General features: G+C 50.3%; 17 protein-coding genes. 4 read left to right on the top strand and 13 right to left on the bottom strand.

The genetic code is table 11. From position 1 onward, the window contains the following. Positions 1–2 precede the first annotated feature (2 nt). The 11 genes from TW77_RS04060 to TW77_RS04110 form a co-directional block, all read right to left on the bottom strand. Positions 3–617: a tetratricopeptide repeat protein gene (locus tag TW77_RS04060; RefSeq protein WP_425331674.1), complete on the bottom strand. Its 615-nt coding sequence runs from the start codon at positions 615–617 to the stop codon at positions 3–5. Between the two features lie 213 nt (positions 618–830). Beyond that, on the bottom strand, positions 831–2,147 hold the full coding sequence (locus TW77_RS04065; RefSeq protein ID WP_046003670.1) for an adenylosuccinate synthase: 1,317 nt from the start codon (positions 2,145–2,147) through the stop codon (positions 831–833). 237 nt (positions 2,148–2,384) lie between these two features. Further along, positions 2,385–3,272, bottom strand: coding sequence for a protease modulator HflC (hflC, locus tag TW77_RS04070; protein ID WP_046003671.1), 888 nt, complete (start codon positions 3,270–3,272; stop codon positions 2,385–2,387). A 5-nt stretch (positions 3,273–3,277) separates the two neighbouring features. Then, a complete protein-coding gene (gene hflK, locus TW77_RS04075; RefSeq protein WP_046003672.1) occupies positions 3,278–4,441 on the bottom strand; it encodes an FtsH protease activity modulator HflK in 1,164 nt (387 codons plus the stop codon). A 91-nt stretch (positions 4,442–4,532) separates the two neighbouring features. After that, positions 4,533–5,822 carry a ribosome rescue GTPase HflX gene (gene hflX / locus TW77_RS04080; protein WP_046003673.1) on the bottom strand — a complete coding sequence of 430 codons (1,290 nt, stop codon included), beginning with the start codon at positions 5,820–5,822 and terminating at the stop codon, positions 4,533–4,535. Positions 5,823–5,853: 31 nt separating this feature from the next. Further along, a complete protein-coding gene (hfq, locus tag TW77_RS04085; RefSeq protein WP_046003674.1) occupies positions 5,854–6,117 on the bottom strand; it encodes an RNA chaperone Hfq in 264 nt (87 codons plus the stop codon). 77 nt (positions 6,118–6,194) lie between these two features. Then, positions 6,195–7,112, bottom strand: a complete 918-nt coding sequence (gene miaA, locus TW77_RS04090; RefSeq protein WP_082078821.1) for a tRNA (adenosine(37)-N6)-dimethylallyltransferase MiaA — start codon at positions 7,110–7,112, stop codon at positions 6,195–6,197. A gap of 59 nt (positions 7,113–7,171) precedes the next feature. Then, positions 7,172–9,079: a DNA mismatch repair endonuclease MutL gene (gene mutL / locus TW77_RS04095; protein ID WP_046003675.1), complete on the bottom strand. Its 1,908-nt coding sequence runs from the start codon at positions 9,077–9,079 to the stop codon at positions 7,172–7,174. Positions 9,080–9,082: 3 nt separating this feature from the next. Continuing rightward, the gene (locus TW77_RS04100) at positions 9,083–10,429 is read right to left on the bottom strand and encodes an N-acetylmuramoyl-L-alanine amidase (protein WP_046003676.1); all 1,347 of its coding nucleotides are present in this window, start codon (positions 10,427–10,429) and stop codon (positions 9,083–9,085) included. After that, a complete protein-coding gene (gene tsaE / locus TW77_RS04105) occupies positions 10,422–10,898 on the bottom strand; it encodes a tRNA (adenosine(37)-N6)-threonylcarbamoyltransferase complex ATPase subunit type 1 TsaE (RefSeq protein WP_046003677.1) in 477 nt (158 codons plus the stop codon). The genes TW77_RS04100 and tsaE overlap by 8 nt, the downstream gene beginning before the upstream one ends. Next, the gene (locus tag TW77_RS04110; protein ID WP_046003678.1) at positions 10,895–12,388 is read right to left on the bottom strand and encodes a bifunctional ADP-dependent NAD(P)H-hydrate dehydratase/NAD(P)H-hydrate epimerase; all 1,494 of its coding nucleotides are present in this window, start codon (positions 12,386–12,388) and stop codon (positions 10,895–10,897) included. The genes tsaE and TW77_RS04110 overlap by 4 nt, the downstream gene beginning before the upstream one ends. A 3-nt stretch (positions 12,389–12,391) precedes the next feature. On the opposite strand from TW77_RS04110, the gene queG reads away from it, so the two are divergent. Continuing rightward, on the top strand, positions 12,392–13,540 hold the full coding sequence (queG, locus tag TW77_RS04115) for a tRNA epoxyqueuosine(34) reductase QueG (protein ID WP_046003679.1): 1,149 nt from the start codon (positions 12,392–12,394) through the stop codon (positions 13,538–13,540). A 55-nt stretch (positions 13,541–13,595) separates the two neighbouring features. Here the strand turns inward: queG and TW77_RS04120 are convergent, their stop codons facing one another. Both TW77_RS04120 and TW77_RS04125 read right to left on the bottom strand, forming a co-directional pair. Continuing rightward, positions 13,596–14,735: a response regulator gene (locus TW77_RS04120; protein ID WP_046003680.1), complete on the bottom strand. Its 1,140-nt coding sequence runs from the start codon at positions 14,733–14,735 to the stop codon at positions 13,596–13,598. Between the two features lie 111 nt (positions 14,736–14,846). Next, a complete protein-coding gene (locus TW77_RS04125; RefSeq protein ID WP_046003681.1) occupies positions 14,847–16,802 on the bottom strand; it encodes a sensor histidine kinase in 1,956 nt (651 codons plus the stop codon). Positions 16,803–16,997: 195 nt separating this feature from the next. Between TW77_RS04125 and TW77_RS04130 the strand changes: the two genes are divergently transcribed. The 3 genes from TW77_RS04130 to TW77_RS04140 all read left to right on the top strand — a co-directional run bounded on the left by TW77_RS04130 (position 16,998) and on the right by TW77_RS04140 (position 18,631). Then, a complete protein-coding gene (locus TW77_RS04130) occupies positions 16,998–17,564 on the top strand; it encodes a glutathione peroxidase (RefSeq protein WP_046003682.1) in 567 nt (188 codons plus the stop codon). Positions 17,565–17,629: 65 nt separating this feature from the next. Continuing rightward, a complete protein-coding gene (locus tag TW77_RS04135; RefSeq protein ID WP_046003683.1) occupies positions 17,630–17,911 on the top strand; it encodes a peptidylprolyl isomerase in 282 nt (93 codons plus the stop codon). A gap of 141 nt (positions 17,912–18,052) precedes the next feature. Then, entirely contained in the window at positions 18,053–18,631 is a 579-nt protein-coding gene (locus TW77_RS04140) for a glutathione S-transferase family protein (protein WP_046003684.1), read from the top strand. Positions 18,632–18,659: the final 28 nt, after the last annotated feature.

The raw sequence follows: 18,659 nt of genomic DNA on the forward strand, positions 1-18,659 counted from the left end.
TACTACATCGGTAGCCGGGCACGTTTCACCACGCTGTCCGGCATTTTCTGCGCCAGCAACGCCAGCGCCGTTTCAATGCGCTTATGCAGCTTTTTGTCTGCCACCGCAGCGTGGAACAGCCAGCGATAGGCGTCTTCGTAGTCTCTTGGGCTGCCATATCCCTTATTGAACAAATCGACCAGCCGCAGCTGAGCTTTTAAATTTCCCAGCACCGACGCCTCTCGCAAGTAGGTGATGGCCATCCGCTTGTCCATTTGCACCAGCTTACCGAGATCATAATAACGGCCAAGCTGCTCCAGCGCCGGTGCTAAGCCCTGCTCAGCCGCCTTGCGCATATAATACAGGCCTAGTTCAACATTACGGTCAACGCAGACCGCGTAGGCCAGCATATCGCCATACAGGAACTGGTACGACGGTAGCGCCATTATTTCGGCGCGAGCTTCGATATCCTGAACCAACTGACACTCGTCGTCTTTCACACGTTTCAGGTGTGCGTTGCGACTGATCAGCTCCAGCAGCTCCGCCTGGCTATAAAGAGGAACGGCTTCAATCGGCTCATCGCCTTTAGAATGAGGGCTGATAAATAAGCAAGCGCTTACAATCAGCGCAGATATCATACTTAGATGCTTGTTCATATTCGATACGTACCAATGACACACTGACATTAAGTATACAATAAATGTGCCACTGAGAGGATTGCATTGGAGAAACTAGGCTGAGCCTAAGCAAGTGATGGCAGCATAATGCATTTTACAGACATAATGCGTACATAATGCGTACATAATGCAGACATAAAAAAAGCTGCCGTAGCAGCTTTTTTTTACACTTAATTATTCGCCGAATGGGTTGCGAACAATCATAGTCTCAACGCGGTCTGGACCCGTTGAGATGATGTCGATTGGTACACCTGTCAGCTCTTCAAGGCGTTTGATGTAGTTGATAGCCGCTTCTGGCAGTGCTTCAACAGTCGTTGCACCAAAGGTGTTTTCAGACCAGCCTGGCATTTCTTCGTAAACAGGCGTCACTTTCTCGTAGCCTTCCGCTGCCAGTGGCGTCACGTTCGTAACTGTGCCATCTTCCAGCTGGTAACCAGTACAGATCTTGATGGTTTCAAGACCATCCAGTACATCCAGCTTAGTCAGGCAGAAACCTGAGATACTGTTGATCTGGATTGCGCGGCGCATTGCTACCGCATCAAACCAACCTGTACGACGCAGACGACCCGTCGTTGCACCGAACTCGTGACCTTTCTCACCTAAGTGCTTACCAACCGGATCTTGCTTGTCCAGACCATCGTAAAGCTCTGTCGGGAACGGACCTGAACCCACACGCGTGGTGTACGCTTTAACAATACCCAGTACATAGTCCAGGTGTAATGGACCAAAGCCCGCACCTGTTGCCACACCACCGGCAGTGGTGTTAGAAGAAGTTACATATGGGTATGTACCATGGTCGATATCAAGCAAAGTACCCTGAGCGCCTTCAAATAGGATATTGTCGCCATTCAGACGCGTTTGATCCAGCAGCTCAGTAACGTCAACGACCATAGACTTCAGGATCTGTGCAATTTCCATCGCTTCATCATAGGTCTTCTGGAAATCAACCGCATCTACTTTGTAGTAGTTAACCAGGGTGAAGTTATGGTACTCAAGCACCTCTTTCAGCTTAGCTGCAAACTGCTCTGGGTTGAACAGGTCGCCAACACGCAGACCACGGCGTGCTACTTTGTCTTCGTAAGCAGGGCCGATACCACGACCGGTTGTACCGATTGCTTTATTACCACGAGCCAGTTCACGTGCCTGATCCAAAGCAACATGGTAAGGCAGGATCAACGGACATGCTTCACTGATAAGCAAGCGCTCACGAACTGGTACGCCACGCTCTTCCAGCATACGCACTTCTTTCATTAGTGCGTCTGGCGCCAATACCACACCGTTACCGATAATGCATTTTACGTTGTCACGTAGAATGCCCGACGGGATCAGGTGCAGAACGGTTTTTTCACCGTTGATCACCAGTGTGTGGCCCGCGTTATGTCCGCCCTGATAGCGAACAACCAAAGAAGCTTTATCTGTCAGCAGGTCTACAACCTTGCCTTTACCTTCGTCACCCCACTGGGTGCCCAATACAACGACGTTTTTACCCATTGCAAAATCACTTAGAAAAAATTAGGCGCAGATTTTATCAGAAAAGCACGTTCAAAACACCCCATTACGGCTATTTTTTCCGCATTCGCCGGGATCCTAATGAAATTAAGAGAGTTTCTTTAACTCGTCTGATCAGGTGATATTGCCCGCAGGCGTTTCTGAACAGGGTTAAAAAGCAAAAAACCCCGCTGCTGCGGGGTTTTCAATTCGGACTTTAGTCGCGTCATTAAACCTGGTTTAACGCGCGTTATTCACTTTTTTAGCCTTCATATAATCGAAGAACTCACTATCCGGTGATAATACCATCACGTCGCCTTTGCTGGTGAAGGTATTTTTGTATGCTTCCAGCGAGCGAACAAAGCCGAAGAATTCCGGATCCTTGTTATACGCATCAGCATAAATTTTTGCCGCCAATGCATCGCCCTGACCGCGCACAGCACGGGCATTACGCTCTGCATCTGCCAGCATAACGGTAACCCTACGGTCAACTTCAGCGCGAATAATCTCCGCCTTTTCCTGACCTTCTGAGCGGTGCTCTTTCGCCACTGCGGTACGCTCAGCACGCATCCGCTGGAAAATTGAGTTACTGACTTCGTTTGGCAGGTTGATTTGCTTAACCCGCACATCCAGCACCTCAATACCTAGCTCCTGAGCACTCTCAGAGGCTTGTACCAGCGCTTCTTCCATCAGCTCGCTACGTTCACCCGAAACAATCTCTTTAATGGTACGCGAACCAAAATTGGTTCTCAGACCATTGTTCACTTTCTGCTTAAGCAGAGTTTCAGCGTATTGCTTATCACCTCTGGCACGCAGATAGTAAGCCGAGAAATCGTTAACACGCCACTTCACGAATGAATCAACGATCAAGTCTTTTTTCTCACTGGTAACGAAACGATCTGGTGCGCCATCCAGCGTCTGAATACGTGCATCAATGCGACGTACCTGACTGAAAAATGGTACTTTCAGATGCAGACCTGGCTCGTATACCACGGCATTGTCCTGGCTGTCTTTTTGTACTTTACTGAACAGTAAAACAATGGCGCGTTGACCTTCTGTGACAACAAACACCGACGAAAAAGCCAAAAATGCGGCAATGATCAATCCTACGACAGTCATGTTTTTCATGTCAGTTACCTCCCACCATTGTTAAAACGGTCACGTGAAAAACGATCATCACTGCTGTTCACTGTGCTGTTGCGTGACTGACCCAGTGACTGACGCAGCTGATTGATGTCGTTCTGGCTTGGCAGGGTAACCTGCGTGCCCGACTTACTTTGCTGCATAATCTTATCCAGTGGCAGATACATCATGTTGTTGCCACCTTTTACGTCAACCAGCACTTTAGAGCTGTTACCCAGCACTTGCTCCATGGTTTCGATGTACAAACGTTCACGGGTAACCTGCTTGGCTGCCTGATACTCTGGCAGCAGCTTTTCAAAACGCTCAACCTCACCCTGCGCTTCCAGAGTGATACGCTCTCGGTACCCTTCTGCTTCTTGCGTCATACGCGTTACCTGACCACGGGCACGCGGCTCGATTTCTCTTGCGTATGCCTCAGCTTCACGAATGAAACGCTCTTCATCCTCTTGTGCTGCAATGGCGTCATCAAATGCATCTTTTACTTCTGCAGGCGGACGTGAGTCTTTAAAGTTCACATCGGTGACGATAATACCCAGGTTGTATGGCTCGATGATCTTGGTCAGTTCATCCCAGGTACGCTGACGTACCAATTCACGGCCCGTGGTTAATACCTGGTCCATGCGAGAGTGACCCACAACATAGCGCAGTGCACTGTCCAGTGCCTGCTGTAAGCTGTGATCGGCGTCGGTTACGCTGAAGCGATACAAGGTCGGATCAACCACCCGATACTGAACCTCGAACTCAACGCTCACCACATTCTCGTCTTCAGTCAGCATAAAACCTGATGCCGACAGAGAACGGACCGCTTCAATATCAATGGGGATAACACGTTCAATAAAGGTCATTTTCCAGCGCAGACCCGGCTCGGCGATACGGTTAAATTCACCGAATTGCAGCACAATGCCACGCTCGGCTTCTTTCACTGTGTAAATACCGCTTAACGCCCAAACAACAAAAGCAATTAACAGCACAAACACCATACCGGCACCGCCGATACCGCCGCCTTTGCCTGGCTTACCGCCAAACATGCCGCCAAACTTGTTGTTGAATTTGCGGAATACTTCGTCTAAGTCAGGTGGCCCCTGATCACGACCACCACGGTTCTTCCACGGGTCGTTATCATTGCCATTATTACCCGGTTCGTTCCAGGCCATAGCTATACTCCATTGTTATAAAATGAATTAATCTAAATCTAACAAAAAACACAGAGATCTAATAGAGAAATGCGTGCAATAAGCGGCTTTTTCAATCTTCCACCACAAATTGCTCTATTTCCTGCCCCTGCTCTTTCTTTAATCTTTCCCAATCTGCCTGCGGTAATCTGACGTCCAACAGCCAGTTTCCAGCCTCGTCATAGGACTCACCATTTACCGCATTAAGATTAAACAGCGCGCCGCGCAGCTTACCAAATGCAGGCGGTACCAACAGCTTACTGGCAAAAATTTTCTTCGCCAGCAGCTCTGAAATTGCCTGCTCAAGCAACTCAATGCCTTCACCCGTATGTGCCGATAACCACACACGCACTGGCACGCCCTGATCGTCTCTATCTATTTTAGGGTTGATCTCGTCAACCAGATCAATTTTGTTGTAAACCAACAGCTGAGGGATCTCATCCGCCTCAATTTCTTTGAGGACCGATTGTACCTCTTCTATGTTCTCTTTTCTTCTCTGATCTGCCACATCGACAACATGCAGCTGTAAGTCTGCTTCCCGGGTTTCGGTCAAAGTCGCTTTAAAAGCGGCAACCAAATCATGGGGTAAATGGCGGATAAAGCCAACCGTATCGGCAAAGATGACTGGGCCGACATCGGTAATTTCCAGCTTACGCAACGTTGGATCCAAAGTCGCAAAAAGCTGATCCGCCGCATACACATCAGCATTGGTGACGTGATTAAACAAGGTTGATTTGCCCGCATTGGTATAACCAACCAAAGACACTGTCGGAATTTCATTACGGCTACGGGCACGACGCCCTTGCTCCCGCACTGTTGCCACTTTTTCGAGTCGCTTACGAATGCTTTTTATCCGCTCCCGGAGTAACCGTCGGTCAGTTTCCAGCTGGGTTTCACCCGGACCACGCAAGCCTATCCCGCCTTTTTGTCTTTCAAGGTGGGTCCAGCCGCGGATCAGGCGAGTTGAAATATGCCGTAACTGCGCCAGCTCAACCTGCAACTTACCTTCGTGGGTGCGGGCACGCTGAGCAAAAATATCTAAAATTAAGGTCGTTCTATCTAATACCCGACAACGGCAGACACGCTCTAAGTTGCGCTCTTGAGAGGGACTGAGTTGATGATTAAAGATGATGACATCTGCATTGTGAGTTCTGACAATCTCAGCGATTTCTTCTGCTTTCCCCGTCCCGACAAATAATTTCGGGTGAGGCGCCTGACGGCTGCCTTGCACAACCGTCAAACAACTAACACCAGCAGAAGACACTAGCATTTCCAGCTCACGAAGATCTTCTCGATCTCCTTCATTTGGAAACTCTATATGTACTAAGACTGCCTGTTCGCCGGCTTCATAACGGTCAAACAAGCATTACGCTCCTACTATCGATTAAAAACGATTAAAAGTTACCATCTTCGCCACTTTCTGCGCTGTCATTGCCCTGAGTATTTTGGAAATTTACAGCACGAGCAGGCACAACAGTCGAGATGGCGTGTTTGTAAACCATTTGATTTACAGTGTTTTCTAGCAAGATCACGAACTGGTCGAAAGACTGGATCTTACCTTGTAATTTGATACCGTTAACTAAAAAGATGGAAACGGGAATGCGCTCACGACGTAAGACATTCAAAAATGGGTCTTGTAACGATTGGCCTTTTGCCATGTTCTTATCCTTCGTTCTAGGTGTTATTATGTTGAGATAGTTGAGGTAATCAAAATAAAAAAATTCCCCAACCTCTATTAGCTTAGCGAACTTAATACACGTTGCAAGTTTTCTTGCTCGTCGGTTTCAAGCCAGGTGACATCTGGCCAACTACGTAACCAGGTTAATTGGCGCTTCGCTAACTGCCTGGTTGCTGCGATCCCCTTGAAGAGCATTTCTTCATAATCGCACTCACCAGCCAAATGCTCCCACATCTGCCGATATCCCACACAACGAATGGAAGGCAAATCCGGATGCAAATCATTTCGCTGATATAAGGCCAAAACTTCGTTTTTAAAGCCCTGATCCAGCATTATTTTAAATCTTTTTTCTATCCTCTCATGCAGTATCTTACGATCCTGCGGGGCAATTGCAAACTGATGAAACTGATAAGGCAACGGCGCTTGTTTGGCTTTTTGCAATTCAGTCATGGTTTTACCCGTCAGACGATAGACTTCCAGTGCTCTGTTGATGCGCTGTGAATCGTTTTCACTGATTTTACTCGCCGCGTGTGGGTCAATCGCCATCAGCTGGGCATGCAGTGCTGGCCAGCCCAGAGCTTTAGCTTCTTGTTCCAGCGTTTCGCGTACCTTTGGGCACGCCTCTGGCAAAGGCGATAAGCCCTCAATCAGGCCTTTAAAGTACATCATAGTGCCGCCAACCAGCACCGGGACTTTGCCCTGGCGGTGTAAACGGTCAATACAGTCAATGGCATCTCGGCGAAAGTCTGCAACAGAATAGCTTTCGGCCGGATCCAGTATGTCTATCAGGTGATGCGGGGCCAATGCCTGCTCAGCAGCATCAGGCTTGGCCGTTCCTATATCCATACCTTTATAAACCAGTGCGGAGTCCACACTGATGATCTCACTGTTTAACTGTTGACAGAGCTCAATGGCCAACGCGGTTTTACCGGCGGCGGTTGGCCCCATCAAGGTAATAACGGGTTTTGCTTGCACACTGTTTCTCTACTGCTGTTGGTGCTGTAACGCATCTAAGGTTACAGCAGGACAAGAACTCATGATTCTTGCTGGGACAAGCTTAATAACTTGCTTTGATCTATTGTAACCGCTTTTGCTTCGATTTGAGCACAGCTTCTGGCATTTTTTATGATTTTTTCTACCACCGCAGCAAAGTGTTGCGAGTTAAAATATCCCTCAGGCGTAGTGACTTGTAGCCAGTTTAGCCAGGCTGCCAGGCTTGCTTCCTGTGCCAAACAAGCACTGAGCACTTTGTCCAGGCACTGCGGTACATCCAGGCTATACAAACTCAGTGGTAGCTTTTTCACCATCACATATCGCTCATGGGCCACGATGGTGAAGCCCAGCAATGTAAGCCAGGATTCCTGCTGCACGACTGAGGCTATTTCATCCGCGCTCAAGTTAACCCGCACCGGCAACAACAGTGCTTTGCCCTGCAAAGTACCATCCTGCTCAATCTGTGCCAGCCAGGTTTCAACCAGGCCATCCCGGCAATGTCCTAACCTGAGCTCACCTGCCTGAGTAAACAACACGGCCCCGTGTGCCAGCGGTAAAAACCGCGTGACTTCTGCCTGCTGCGGCTGCGGCTGCGCCTGATGCTCAAGCGCTGTACTTACCTTTGGTATATCCGCCGGCTGCGCCATGCCCTGATATAACTCGTTGACATTAACCTGTCGCGACTTAGCAGAGCCTGAACTGTTGCTGCTTTTGCCACCACCGCGATAACCGGAACTTGACCCACTCGCGCCAAACGCAGGCGCGGACACTGGGGTATAGGCACTGTCCTGCACCGTATCATACTCACTTTGCAGCGGTGAACGATATGCCTGGTGCTGACGCGCATCCTGCAATGAGAACTGCTCAGATACAGGCTCTGCCATTGGCGCTGCAACTGGCCCTGCCTGAGCGCTGCTATGCGCGACGTCACTGGTGCCTGAGTCGGATAAAGGCAACTCAGGTCGCTCACTGAGGACCACTTGTTTAACGGCCTGCACGATGAAATCGTGGATCAGCCGCGCCTGATGAAAACGCACCTCATGCTTGGCAGGATGCACATTGACATCAACCTGGGTGGGGTCGAGCTCGAGGTAGATGACAAACCCCGGCGTATCAACCGCACCAGCGGTTTCTTCAAATGCCTGGCGAATCGCATGCAAGATTAATTTGTCTCGCATCATTCGCCCGTTCACATAAGTGTACTGAGTCTGATTGCTGCACCCTACCGGCAACACCCAGCCATACAACTTCAGGCCATCATGGCCGGATTCAACAAAGCTGGCCTGCTGTGAGAACACTTTACCGGCCACCTGTGCCACCCGCTCCACACTGTATGGATCGGGTCGGGCGCGAAACTGCCGGATCACTTTTTGGTTATGAGTGAGCGTCAGTGCCAGGTCAAAACGGCTCAGCGCGATGCGTTTGATCAACTCATCAATATGACTGAATTCGGTTTTCTCGGTGCGTAAAAACTTGCGCCTCGCCGGGGTGTTAAAGAAGAGGTCTTTAACTTCTATGGTGGTGCCATCGGGGTGTGCGGTTGGTTGGATCTGAACCGTCATATCACGCCCTTCGGCAAACGCCTGCCAGGCGGTTTCCTGCTCGGCAGGCTTAGAGCTTAATGTCAGTCTGGATACAGAGCTGATCGACGCCAGCGCCTCACCGCGAAAACCCAGCGATGAAATACATTCCAGATCGTCCAGAGTTTTCAGCTTACTGGTTGCATGGCGGGACAGCGCCAGGGTCAGCTCATCTTTAACGATGCCCGCACCATTGTCCCTGATCCGGATCAGCTTATGACCACCCCGCTCTATGTCTATCTGAATGCGTGTTGCCCCGGCATCAATGCTGTTTTCAACCAGCTCCTTCACCACGGAAGCGGGCCGCTCGACCACTTCTCCCGCAGCTATTTGGTTGGCCAGTCTGGCTGGTAAAATTTCAATGCTCACGGTCTAGGCCTTAGGAATAGTCAGCACCTGACCAATATACAAAGTGTTTTTGGTCAAGCGGTTGGCCTTTTTCAGCGCCGACACTGTGGTGCCATAGCGCGCGGCCAGGACACTCAAAGACTCGCCCCGCTGCACTTTATGACGCACCGGTTTGTTGTTTTTAAGACTCGCAAACAAGGTATTATCTGGGGGATTTTGCTGATAGTAACGCTTGATTGACTTAAAAATGGCGTTCGCCAAACGCTGCTGGTGATAACTGGTTTTAAGCTGCTTTTCTTCCTGTGGGTTAGAAATAAACCCGGTTTCGACCAAAATAGACGGGATATCCGGTGACTTCAGCACCCCAAAGTTGGCCGCCTGAGGGCGCTTTTTATGCAACTTAGTGACTTTTTTCAGCTCACTCACCACTTCTTCGGCCACTGTAAAGCCGGTTTTCATTGAGTGGTCCATCGACATATCCAGCAAGGCTTTGGCCAGATATTTTTCGTTCGCCGTGTCTTTGATTACGTCCGCCGCACCACCCAGTAACTGAGAGTGCTTTTCTTTGTCTTCCAGCCATTTACCGACTTCGGAGTTGGCCCGGCGTAATGACAAGATCCAAACCGAGGCACCGCGGGGTTCCGGGCGCGAAAAAGCATCGGCGTGAATAGACACAAAGAAATCGGCCTGGCGCTCTCTGGCTCGCGCGGTACGGGTGTTAAGCTTGATGTAGTAATCACCGGTGCGGGTCAGGCGTGCCTGCATGCCCGGCTCTTTATCTATTAAGCGCGCCAGTCGTTTAGCAATAGGCAGTGTGATGTTTTTTTCATAGGTCCCGGAGGGCCCGATAGAACCGGGATCTTCCCCACCGTGGCCCGCATCAATGGCAATGATAATGTCTCTGTCTTTTACCAGCTCACGTTTTTTGCTTTGTTTGGATTTACTGGCATAGAGGCTTTTTTGCTGCCCGTACAGGTCGACCACCAGGCGGTCTTTGTATGGTCCGGTTGGCGCGAGCGCAAATATCACCGGTTTAGCGGTGCGGCTCAGCTCCATCACCACCCGGGTGCTGTTGCGGCTTTTGGCCTGACTGTAACGCAGTTTTTCGACGATTTTATGTTCTTTAGGCAAGCTCGGGAGCTGCTTGAGCTTGCTGGTATTTTCCAGGTCGATCACCAGTCGCAGCGGGTTTTTCAGCATAAAGTAGCTGTATTCAGGTTTTTCTGACAGGTCAAACACCACGCGTGTGCTTTCTGGTGAAGGCCAGACACGCACACCGTTGATTTTGTTTTTTGCCTGCGCTGCGCTGGCGAGCAATAACGCGCTCAGCGCAAACAGGGTAAAGCTAATTTTTATTATCGCACTACGCATATCGACTTATAGCTTGAGCAAGCTGCCTTCCTCGTTCTGTGTGTGGCCTTAATACGGCGCGGCGCCCTTCGCCATGATAAGCCAGGTCAATGTCCATATCTGCCGTTGGGATCACGCCTGCGCCCTTTTCTGGCCATTCGACAATACAAACGGCATGCGGCGCAAAATAATCCCGGATCCCCATAAATTCCAGCTCTTCCGGGTCACCCAGGCGATACAAATCAAAATGATAAATACAGACCTCGCCCAGCTCATAAGGTTCAACTAAGGTATAGGTCGGGCTTTTAACATTCCCCTGATGACCCAGCCCCTGAACGATTCCGCGTGTCAGCGTCGTTTTTCCGGCGCCCAAATCACCATGCAAATAAAATACCGCACCTGAATCAATTAACTTAGCCAGCTGGCTACCCAGGGCAATCGTTGCGGCTTCGTCAGCCAGATCAATTTCTAATGTCGTATCGACACTCATCCGATAATACCTCTAATATGGACAAATAAATCACTTGCCAGCAACCCATGTGCGCCGTCATGTGCCGCTTTTTCGGCCGCAAGACCATGAATATACACCGCTAACATAGCCGCATCAAATTTACTCAAGCCCTGCGCAAGCAAAGCGGCAATTATACCAGATAATACATCGCCCATCCCAGCGCTGGCCATGGCTGCACACCCCGAGCGATTGATATTTAAGCGCTGCGCTTGCTGAATCAAAGTACCGGGCCCTTTGAGCACCACACATGCCTGATAGTATTGCGCAAGCGCATTGCTCATACCGAAGCGGTTGCTGGTTTCAGGGTTTGAGTCAATACCCACGCACAGGCGCTTTGCTTCTCCCCAATGCGGGGTCAAAACGGCATTTTGCCACTGCCCGGGTTGTCCTGCCAGTAAATTTAGTCCATCAGCGTCGACAACAACTTGATGCTCGCACGCACGCACTGCGTCGAATAATGCATGCGCCCATTCTGACTGGCCCAACCCCGGACCAATCACCAGGGTGTCGGCCTTATCCAGCAGCGGTTGCAGCGCATCGGCGTTGGCAACACCGTGCACCATCAGCTCATAGCGCCCCTGCAATACCATAGCCTGATTATCCGGGTGCGTTGCCACACTGACCAGCCCTGCGCCGGCCCGTAAACAGGCTTCACCAGCCAGACGTATTGCCCCGGCCATCCCCGGCCCGCCACCAATTAACAGCACATGGCCACAGCGGTTTTTATAGGCATCCGCAGCACGCACGGGACGCTTTGCCAGTAAAGACTCTCCTGAAAAGTAGTGACTGGAAGCAGATACCAGCTGCGCAAACTCCTGCCCAACGCCCAGCTCGGCCAGATATACTTGCCCGGCATGCTGTTTGGCAGAGCCGCTGAGCAGCCCCTGCTTTAACGCAATAAAGGTCATAGTGACATCGGCAACAAAGGCATCCCGCGCCACTTCACTGGTCGAGCCATTCACACCACTGGGGATATCCACGGCTAGCCGGTGCGCCGAACACGATGCAAGCTGGCGAAACACCTCAGCAACCTTATCTGGCAACTGACCACGAAAGCCACTGCCAAATACCGCATCGACAATCAAAGCCGGTGTGCTTTGCATCTGCACAGCGTCTGATATGACTCCCCCACCGTCGAGATAGGCCTGATAAGCCTGCTGGGCATCCCCTTGCAACTGACTCGGGTCGAACAAAGCGAGTACCTCGACGGCCATGCCTGCCTGATGACACAAACGTGCCAGCACATAGCCATCGCCGCCGTTATTCCCCTTTCCGGTCAGGATCAAAATAGGGCCACTGAGCGACAAACGACTGACATAATCAAACAAAGCGGCGCCAGCGCGCTGCATCAGCGCACTTAAGGTCGACCCGGCGAGGCGCGCGGCCTCGGCTTCATTCGCTTGTACCGCTTGGGCCGTATAGGCAACTTGTGGTAAATTAGTCAGGTATTTTGCTTGTGATATAGACATGCCGTGACGACCACTACTCATTCTTCTGTTGATATTAACTATACTGAACTTGCGCAAAAAATTAAGCTTTGGGGCAAAGAACTTGGCTTTGCCGAGGTTGGCATTACCGACATAGACCTGAGCGAACACGAAGCGCAATTGCAGCGCTGGCTCGATAATGGCTATCACGGCGAGATGGAATACATGGCGGCACATGGTATGAAGCGTGCCCGTCCAGCAGAGCTGGTGCCCGGTACACAACGGGTGATCTCTGTTAAAATGAACTATCTGCCACCCGATGCCAGTTTCGCCCGGGCGCTCAAAAGCAAGCAAACCGCCTATATCAGCCGCTATGCACTGGGGCGCGACTATCACAAAGTGATCCGCAACCGTTTAAAGAAGCTCGGACAGCGCATCGAGCAGGAAGTCGGCCAGTTTGGTTTTCGTCCTTTCGTTGACTCGGCACCCGTGCTGGAGCGCCAGCTCGCCGAAAAAGCCGGGTTAGGCTGGCGCGGTAAAAACAGTCTGCTGATCCACAAACAAGCCGGCTCCTGGTTTTTTCTGGGTGAGCTGTTTGTCGACCTGCCCCTGCCGGTGGATAACAACCCCCAGCAGGAAGGCTGTGGCAAGTGTAACGCCTGTATGACTTTGTGCCCGACGGGGGCGATTGTGGAACCCTACGTGGTTGATGCTCGCAAATGTATTTCTTATCTGACCATCGAATTACAGGGCCCGATCCCCGAGCAGTATCGCCCGTTGCTTGGTAATCGAGTCTATGGTTGTGACGATTGCCAGCTGGTGTGCCCCTGGAATCGCTATGGTCAGCTTACCGACGAGCAGGATTTCCACCCCCGCAAGCAGCTCAAAGATCAAGAGCTGCTGAACTTATTTCAGTGGGACGAAGAAACCTTTTTAAAACATACCGAAGGCAGCCCCATTAGACGCATTGGCCACGAGCGTTGGCTGCGTAATCTGGCCGTTGGCTTGGGCAATGCGCAGCCCGATGCGCAGATCATCGAAGCGCTGGAGGCGCGCCTTGAGTCTGCATCTGAGCTGGTCAGGGAGCATATTAGTTGGGCACTGACGCAGCAGCGTAGCAAGCAGGCTCAGCAGCAACGCAAACAGGCCCGGCTGATCCGAATCATCGAAAAAGGCCTGCCACGGGATGCCTGAACGCGCTCAGGCATTCCCCTTGCCAGCACCTTGGTGGTGCTAACACAGCATTATATCAGGATGGCTTTTCCGCGCTGCTCAGCAGCGACAGGTCACTTTCAATTTCACTAAAGGCCTCACGAACCTGCATGATGGCCTCTTCCCGGGCAATGGAACTTTGGATCGCTTCATCTATGTGCTGATAAATAAACACTTCCTGATCTTCATCCAACCCCATGGTGGGGATCCGCTGCTCAAACACCTCCTGAAGGTTACGAAAAATCGACTCATTCTGGCTGCGGTTATTATTAAGCAGCGACAGTAATCCGGTAAACTTACTGTGGATCATGGTAATGGCTTCATTCAGTTCTGCCTGCTGACAGACAAGTTGTTTGCGCGTCAGGATCGCCAATAATTGCTGTTCGGTCACACTGGCAATAAAGCAGATATGATCTCTGAGCCGGCCATGCTTGTCGGCATCTTCTGAGGGCATATTCAAAATCAGCACACTCACCAGGTTGTAATTGACCAAAATGCGGCTGGTAAACTCATGCAAGCGGCCTTTGGCGCGCAGAATTTCAAACAATTCCAGTACAATGGGAGAGCATAATCCAGCGGTGGCAAAGTGGTGGCGCTGCTCGTCCACCCGAAATTCAATATTGCAGCTTAACCCTAAGTTATTGAGGCACTGGATCAAGGCCTTGGCCAGCGCCTGAATGTCATCAATCACACCTATCTGCTCGATATAATTAACGATAAAACCCATTTCACTGCTGGTCGCCATGGCATTAAACGCCGTGGAGGTTGCATCTTCTACCTGCTGCTCCAGGATATCGCGCTCCAGCAACATTTGCCCTAAATTGAGTAGTTTAGATTTCAGTTCATTGTGACCGAAGGGCTTGACGATATAATCCTCGGCGCCCACCGCATAACCTTCCATGCGCTCTTCAACCGAGCCCCGCGCCGACACAAACATCACTATGATGTCCTGAGTTGCCAGGTTTGACTTGATTTTTTTACACACCTCATAGCCATTCATTTTTGGCATGCTGACGTCCAGCAACACAACCTGAGGTGCAAACTCCTCAATAACATCCAGGCATTGTTGCCCACTGGTCACCGTCAACAGGTCAAAGTCCAGGTCTTCGAGGATCTCTTCAATGATTTCGAGGTTGAAAGGTTCATCATCCACCGCCAGGATTCGTTGCAATGCCATAACACAGTTCCTTTTCCGTTGCCAAAGCGTCGTCATCTGCCTGCCTGCAATATCTCTGTGAGGCCAGCAATGACACCTTCTTCTAGTTATAGACAGTGATCCCCAATGGCGCTAGTGCTCGGCCTGAATTGGCAATTCAATATGAATGCAGGCGCCCTGATCCGGGTTATTTTCAGCATAAATACAGCCTTTGTGCAGCAGCACAAATTCCTTGCATATAGCCAGACCCAGTCCGGTGCCACCGGCACCACTGTTGGTTTTGCTGCTCTGGGCAAACTTATCAAATATGTGCTCCAGTTCATCCTCAGGTATGCCAACCCCTTTATCGCACACCAGGATATGCACATACCCGGCTTTAGGTGTCACCGTCACGGTCACTTCACTGTGTTCGGGACTGAATTTCAGGGCATTGCCCAGTAAGTTTCTGATCACCTGAGTGAGCTGTTCGGCATCGCAAAACAACATGATGGTATCGTCCTGCGCTTCCAGTTCAATGTGGATATGGCGCGCCATCGCCAGACCCGACACATCTTCTTTGGCGGTATGAATTAGGGTCAGCAAGTTATGCGACGAAGGATTGAACGGAAAGCGACCGGCATCCAGCTTAGATAAGTCGAGCAGATTGTTAAGCAGCAACAGCAATCGCTCGCCGCTGGTTTCAATGCGTGAGAGGTACTTCTCTAGCTTGTTCACCGGGATCTCGCCGCATGCCAGCTTGTCTAAACCAAAACGGGCAAAGCTGAGTATGGAATGCATCGGGGTTCTGAGTTCATGAGACATATTGGCCAGGAATTCGGATTTACTGATGTTGGCAGCCTCAGCGGCTTCTTTGGCTGACTGAAGCTGTGCCGTACGCGCCTGTACTTCGACTTCCAATACCTCTTTGGCTTCTTCCAGCAGCTGTTGTTTGCGCTTCAGCTGCGCCACATTCTTAAAAATAGCAGCCAGCGCAATTTCTCCATGATGATCGATTTCAATAAAAGTACCCATCAGGGGAATGCTGGGCCCATCTTCCTGCGGCAGCACCAGTTCACAGTTAAAGTGGCGCAGGATCCCGCCATTATTAATCGCTTCTTTGAGTGCCGCGACCGATGAGGGCTCAAACAAATCAAATATCGAATGCTGCTGTAATTGATCACTGGGCAGGCGCAGCAAGGTTGTACAGCCATCATTGGCTTCAATCACATAGCCATCCAGATTAAATAACATGATGGGATCCGGAGTATGCTTGTAAATCACGCGCAGCAAGCTGTCTCTTTCAATCAGTGCATCCACCGTATCCTGCAATCGTTCAACCAGTTCCTGGTTATTGCGGCGCAGTAGCTCACTTTGCCACAACTTATGTAATGATTGCAGCAGCGCTCCTTCGTCTATGGGCTTAGTCAACACATCTTCTACGCCCTGACGGATCGCTTCCATCATATCGACCTGATCTTGGCGAGATGTCATTAGTAGACAGCGCGCGTCACGATGGATCTGACGGACTTTTTTAAACACATCCAGCCCACTGCCCTGCTCCAGATTAAAATCGCAGATCAGCAAGTCAACTTCGTGGCTACTCGCTTGCTGTATTGCCTCTGAAAGGCACCGAGCGGTCACCACAGTGAGTTGCGCGCCCCGTAAACTGGCCGTTAATCGCACGAGTCGCTCTTCGCGGTGGTCGACCAGGAGAATTTTTGGCAGCTCCAGGCGGCCATGATCGCCGGTTTCGAGCACCCGCTCCAGTAATCCGGTAATTTCTTTATTGCCAAAGAAGGGGTAGATCACAATGGCATTGCACAGCATTCTATTCAGGCGGCTGAACGCATCAACGTGCTCTGAATTTTCGGGTTTCGGGGCAAGTAAAATCAGGCGGTCGTGATCTTTAAGCGCAGACAAAGCATCAAAGGCGCTGTTGGGCAGGCCATGGGCAATGGCAACCACATGGTAACTAGAGAAGTCTTTAACCTTGTGCAACATCTGAAAATGTAAATGTACCACCTCACAACCGAGCAGCTCAAACAAGACTTTCAGTCGCATGGCCAGCACACTGCTGCTATCTATTATAAGTACCTTGTTGTTTTCCATAACGAAACCCTATTGTGGTAAGGCGACTTACCATAGTTGTTTAGCTGACAGATAGCATTCAGTTTAGTCAATAATCGCCACTTGCATACCTGGCCTGGTTGAATCGGCCTGTGCAGCGGTTACACTGTGAACTGAGACAGTGCGTTTCTCGTATAGTCAGGCATTGCATTTAAAATTCGTATCAGGGAGCCCCTTATGATTAAACCACTTTTGATATCCATGGCATTGCTTGCCGTCAGCGGCGTGCACGCCAGCGAGACGCCGGACTTCGCTAAAAGTACAGCGTGTGATGACTTCACAGGCTATGAGTTCAGAAAACTGAGATCCAAAGAGACTGTGGATCTGTGCGCCTTCAAGGGTAAGCCTTTACTGGTAGTCAACACGGCCAGCAACTGTGGTTTTACCGGTCAGTTTGACGGCCTGGAAAAACTCCATAAAGCATATGCCGACAAAGGGCTAGTTGTACTCGGATTTCCGTCAGACGATTTCTTTCAGGAAGAGAATGACGAGAAAGACACCGCCGAGGTCTGTTTTATTAACTATGGCGTGACCTTTACCATGATGGCAACCGGCGCAGTGCGTGGCAGCGATGCCAACCCGGTGTTTCAGCACCTGGGCGAACAAAGTGGGGCCCCCATGTGGAACTTCTATAAGTACCTGATCTCGGCCGACCGTAAAACAATCCAACAGTTCAACAGCCGCACTAAGCCGATGTCGGAACCTATGATTGCCGCCATCGAAAAAGAACTTGATCTTAAATAATGCGCTTTAAATCTAAGTATATTAGAATAATGTATGAGCAATAATTAACCACCCATGGAGAGATAATGACACTAGCCAGCGCAAGACATATATTAGTCGATAACGAAGCCCAATGCCTTGAACTTAAGCAACGTATTGCAGCCGGTGAAGACTTTGCCGACATCGCCAAACAGTATTCCAGCTGCCCGTCAGGTCAGGACGGTGGCGATCTGGGCGAATTTGGTCCCGGAATGATGGTGCCTGAATTCGATAAGGTGGTTTTTTCAGCACCGCTTAATGAAGTACAGGGGCCGGTTCAAACCCAGTTTGGTTATCATCTACTTGAAGTGACCAGCCGGGTCGATTAAGCAACTCACGCCCATTTGCTACTGGCAGCTTGCTGCTGGTAGCGCTGCTCGATATTTCTAAAGTCTGTCCTGCCCTGTTTTTACCCGTCTTAAAGTAGTGCTATAGTCATTACGCATCTAACCACAACTAAGGATTGAGTGATGATCTTATTCGGCTCGGACACTTCTCCGTACGTCAGGCGCATCCGCATTTACTGCCTTCGCCATGACATTACCCTGGACTATCGCAAACTGGATATCTTCAGTGAACAAGGCAGAGCGATTCTGAACCAACATAACCCGGCACAAAAACTGCCGTTTCTGCTGGCCGACGATCAGGCAATACTGGACTCCAATGTCATTGCCCGCTATTTGCAACAAAAATTCTCTTTACCTCACCTCAACTGGGCACAGGAAAACCTTCTCACTATCATCAATGCCTGCAACGATTCACTGGTTGAGTTATTACTGTGCCAGCGTTCACAGTTTAATACGGATGACGATAAGCTATTTTTTAATCTGCAACGAGGGCGGATAGCCGAAACCCTGCGCGTATTAGATCAAAGCTGTCATGAAAATGTATTTTTAAACTGCGAGTATACTCAGATCAGTTTATACTGCCTGCTGGATTGGATCCGCTTCAGAAGCCTGTTCGACCTAACACCGTACACCGCGCTGGAGCAGTTTTATGACCAATGGCAGCCTCTTGACGAGGCACGTCTTACAGATCCCAGGGCATAATACCAATTTGCTTAATTAAGTGTTCTAT

The sequence above is a fragment of the Pseudoalteromonas rubra genome, assembly GCF_000967655.1.
In the GTDB taxonomy this organism is placed as follows: domain Bacteria; phylum Pseudomonadota; class Gammaproteobacteria; order Enterobacterales; family Alteromonadaceae; genus Pseudoalteromonas; species Pseudoalteromonas rubra_A.

Coding starts and splice junctions, on each gene's coding strand:
- TW77_RS04100 (WP_046003676.1), bottom strand. CDS start 10,429: ATGCGTAGTGCGATAATAAAAATTAGCTTTACCCTGTTTGCGCTGAGC.
- hflK (WP_046003672.1), bottom strand. CDS start 4,441: ATGGCCTGGAACGAACCGGGTAATAATGGCAATGATAACGACCCGTGG.
- hfq (WP_046003674.1), bottom strand. CDS start 6,117: ATGGCAAAAGGCCAATCGTTACAAGACCCATTTTTGAATGTCTTACGT.
- TW77_RS04130 (WP_046003682.1), top strand. CDS start 16,998: ATGATTAAACCACTTTTGATATCCATGGCATTGCTTGCCGTCAGCGGC.
- TW77_RS04125 (WP_046003681.1), bottom strand. CDS start 16,802: ATGGAAAACAACAAGGTACTTATAATAGATAGCAGCAGTGTGCTGGCC.
- hflC (WP_046003671.1), bottom strand. CDS start 3,272: ATGAAAAACATGACTGTCGTAGGATTGATCATTGCCGCATTTTTGGCT.
- TW77_RS04120 (WP_046003680.1), bottom strand. CDS start 14,735: ATGGCATTGCAACGAATCCTGGCGGTGGATGATGAACCTTTCAACCTC.
- TW77_RS04060 (WP_425331674.1), bottom strand. CDS start 617: ATGATATCTGCGCTGATTGTAAGCGCTTGCTTATTTATCAGCCCTCAT.
- TW77_RS04135 (WP_046003683.1), top strand. CDS start 17,630: ATGACACTAGCCAGCGCAAGACATATATTAGTCGATAACGAAGCCCAA.
- TW77_RS04065 (WP_046003670.1), bottom strand. CDS start 2,147: ATGGGTAAAAACGTCGTTGTATTGGGCACCCAGTGGGGTGACGAAGGT.
- TW77_RS04140 (WP_046003684.1), top strand. CDS start 18,053: ATGATCTTATTCGGCTCGGACACTTCTCCGTACGTCAGGCGCATCCGC.
- tsaE (WP_046003677.1), bottom strand. CDS start 10,898: ATGAGTGTCGATACGACATTAGAAATTGATCTGGCTGACGAAGCCGCA.
- TW77_RS04110 (WP_046003678.1), bottom strand. CDS start 12,388: ATGTCTATATCACAAGCAAAATACCTGACTAATTTACCACAAGTTGCC.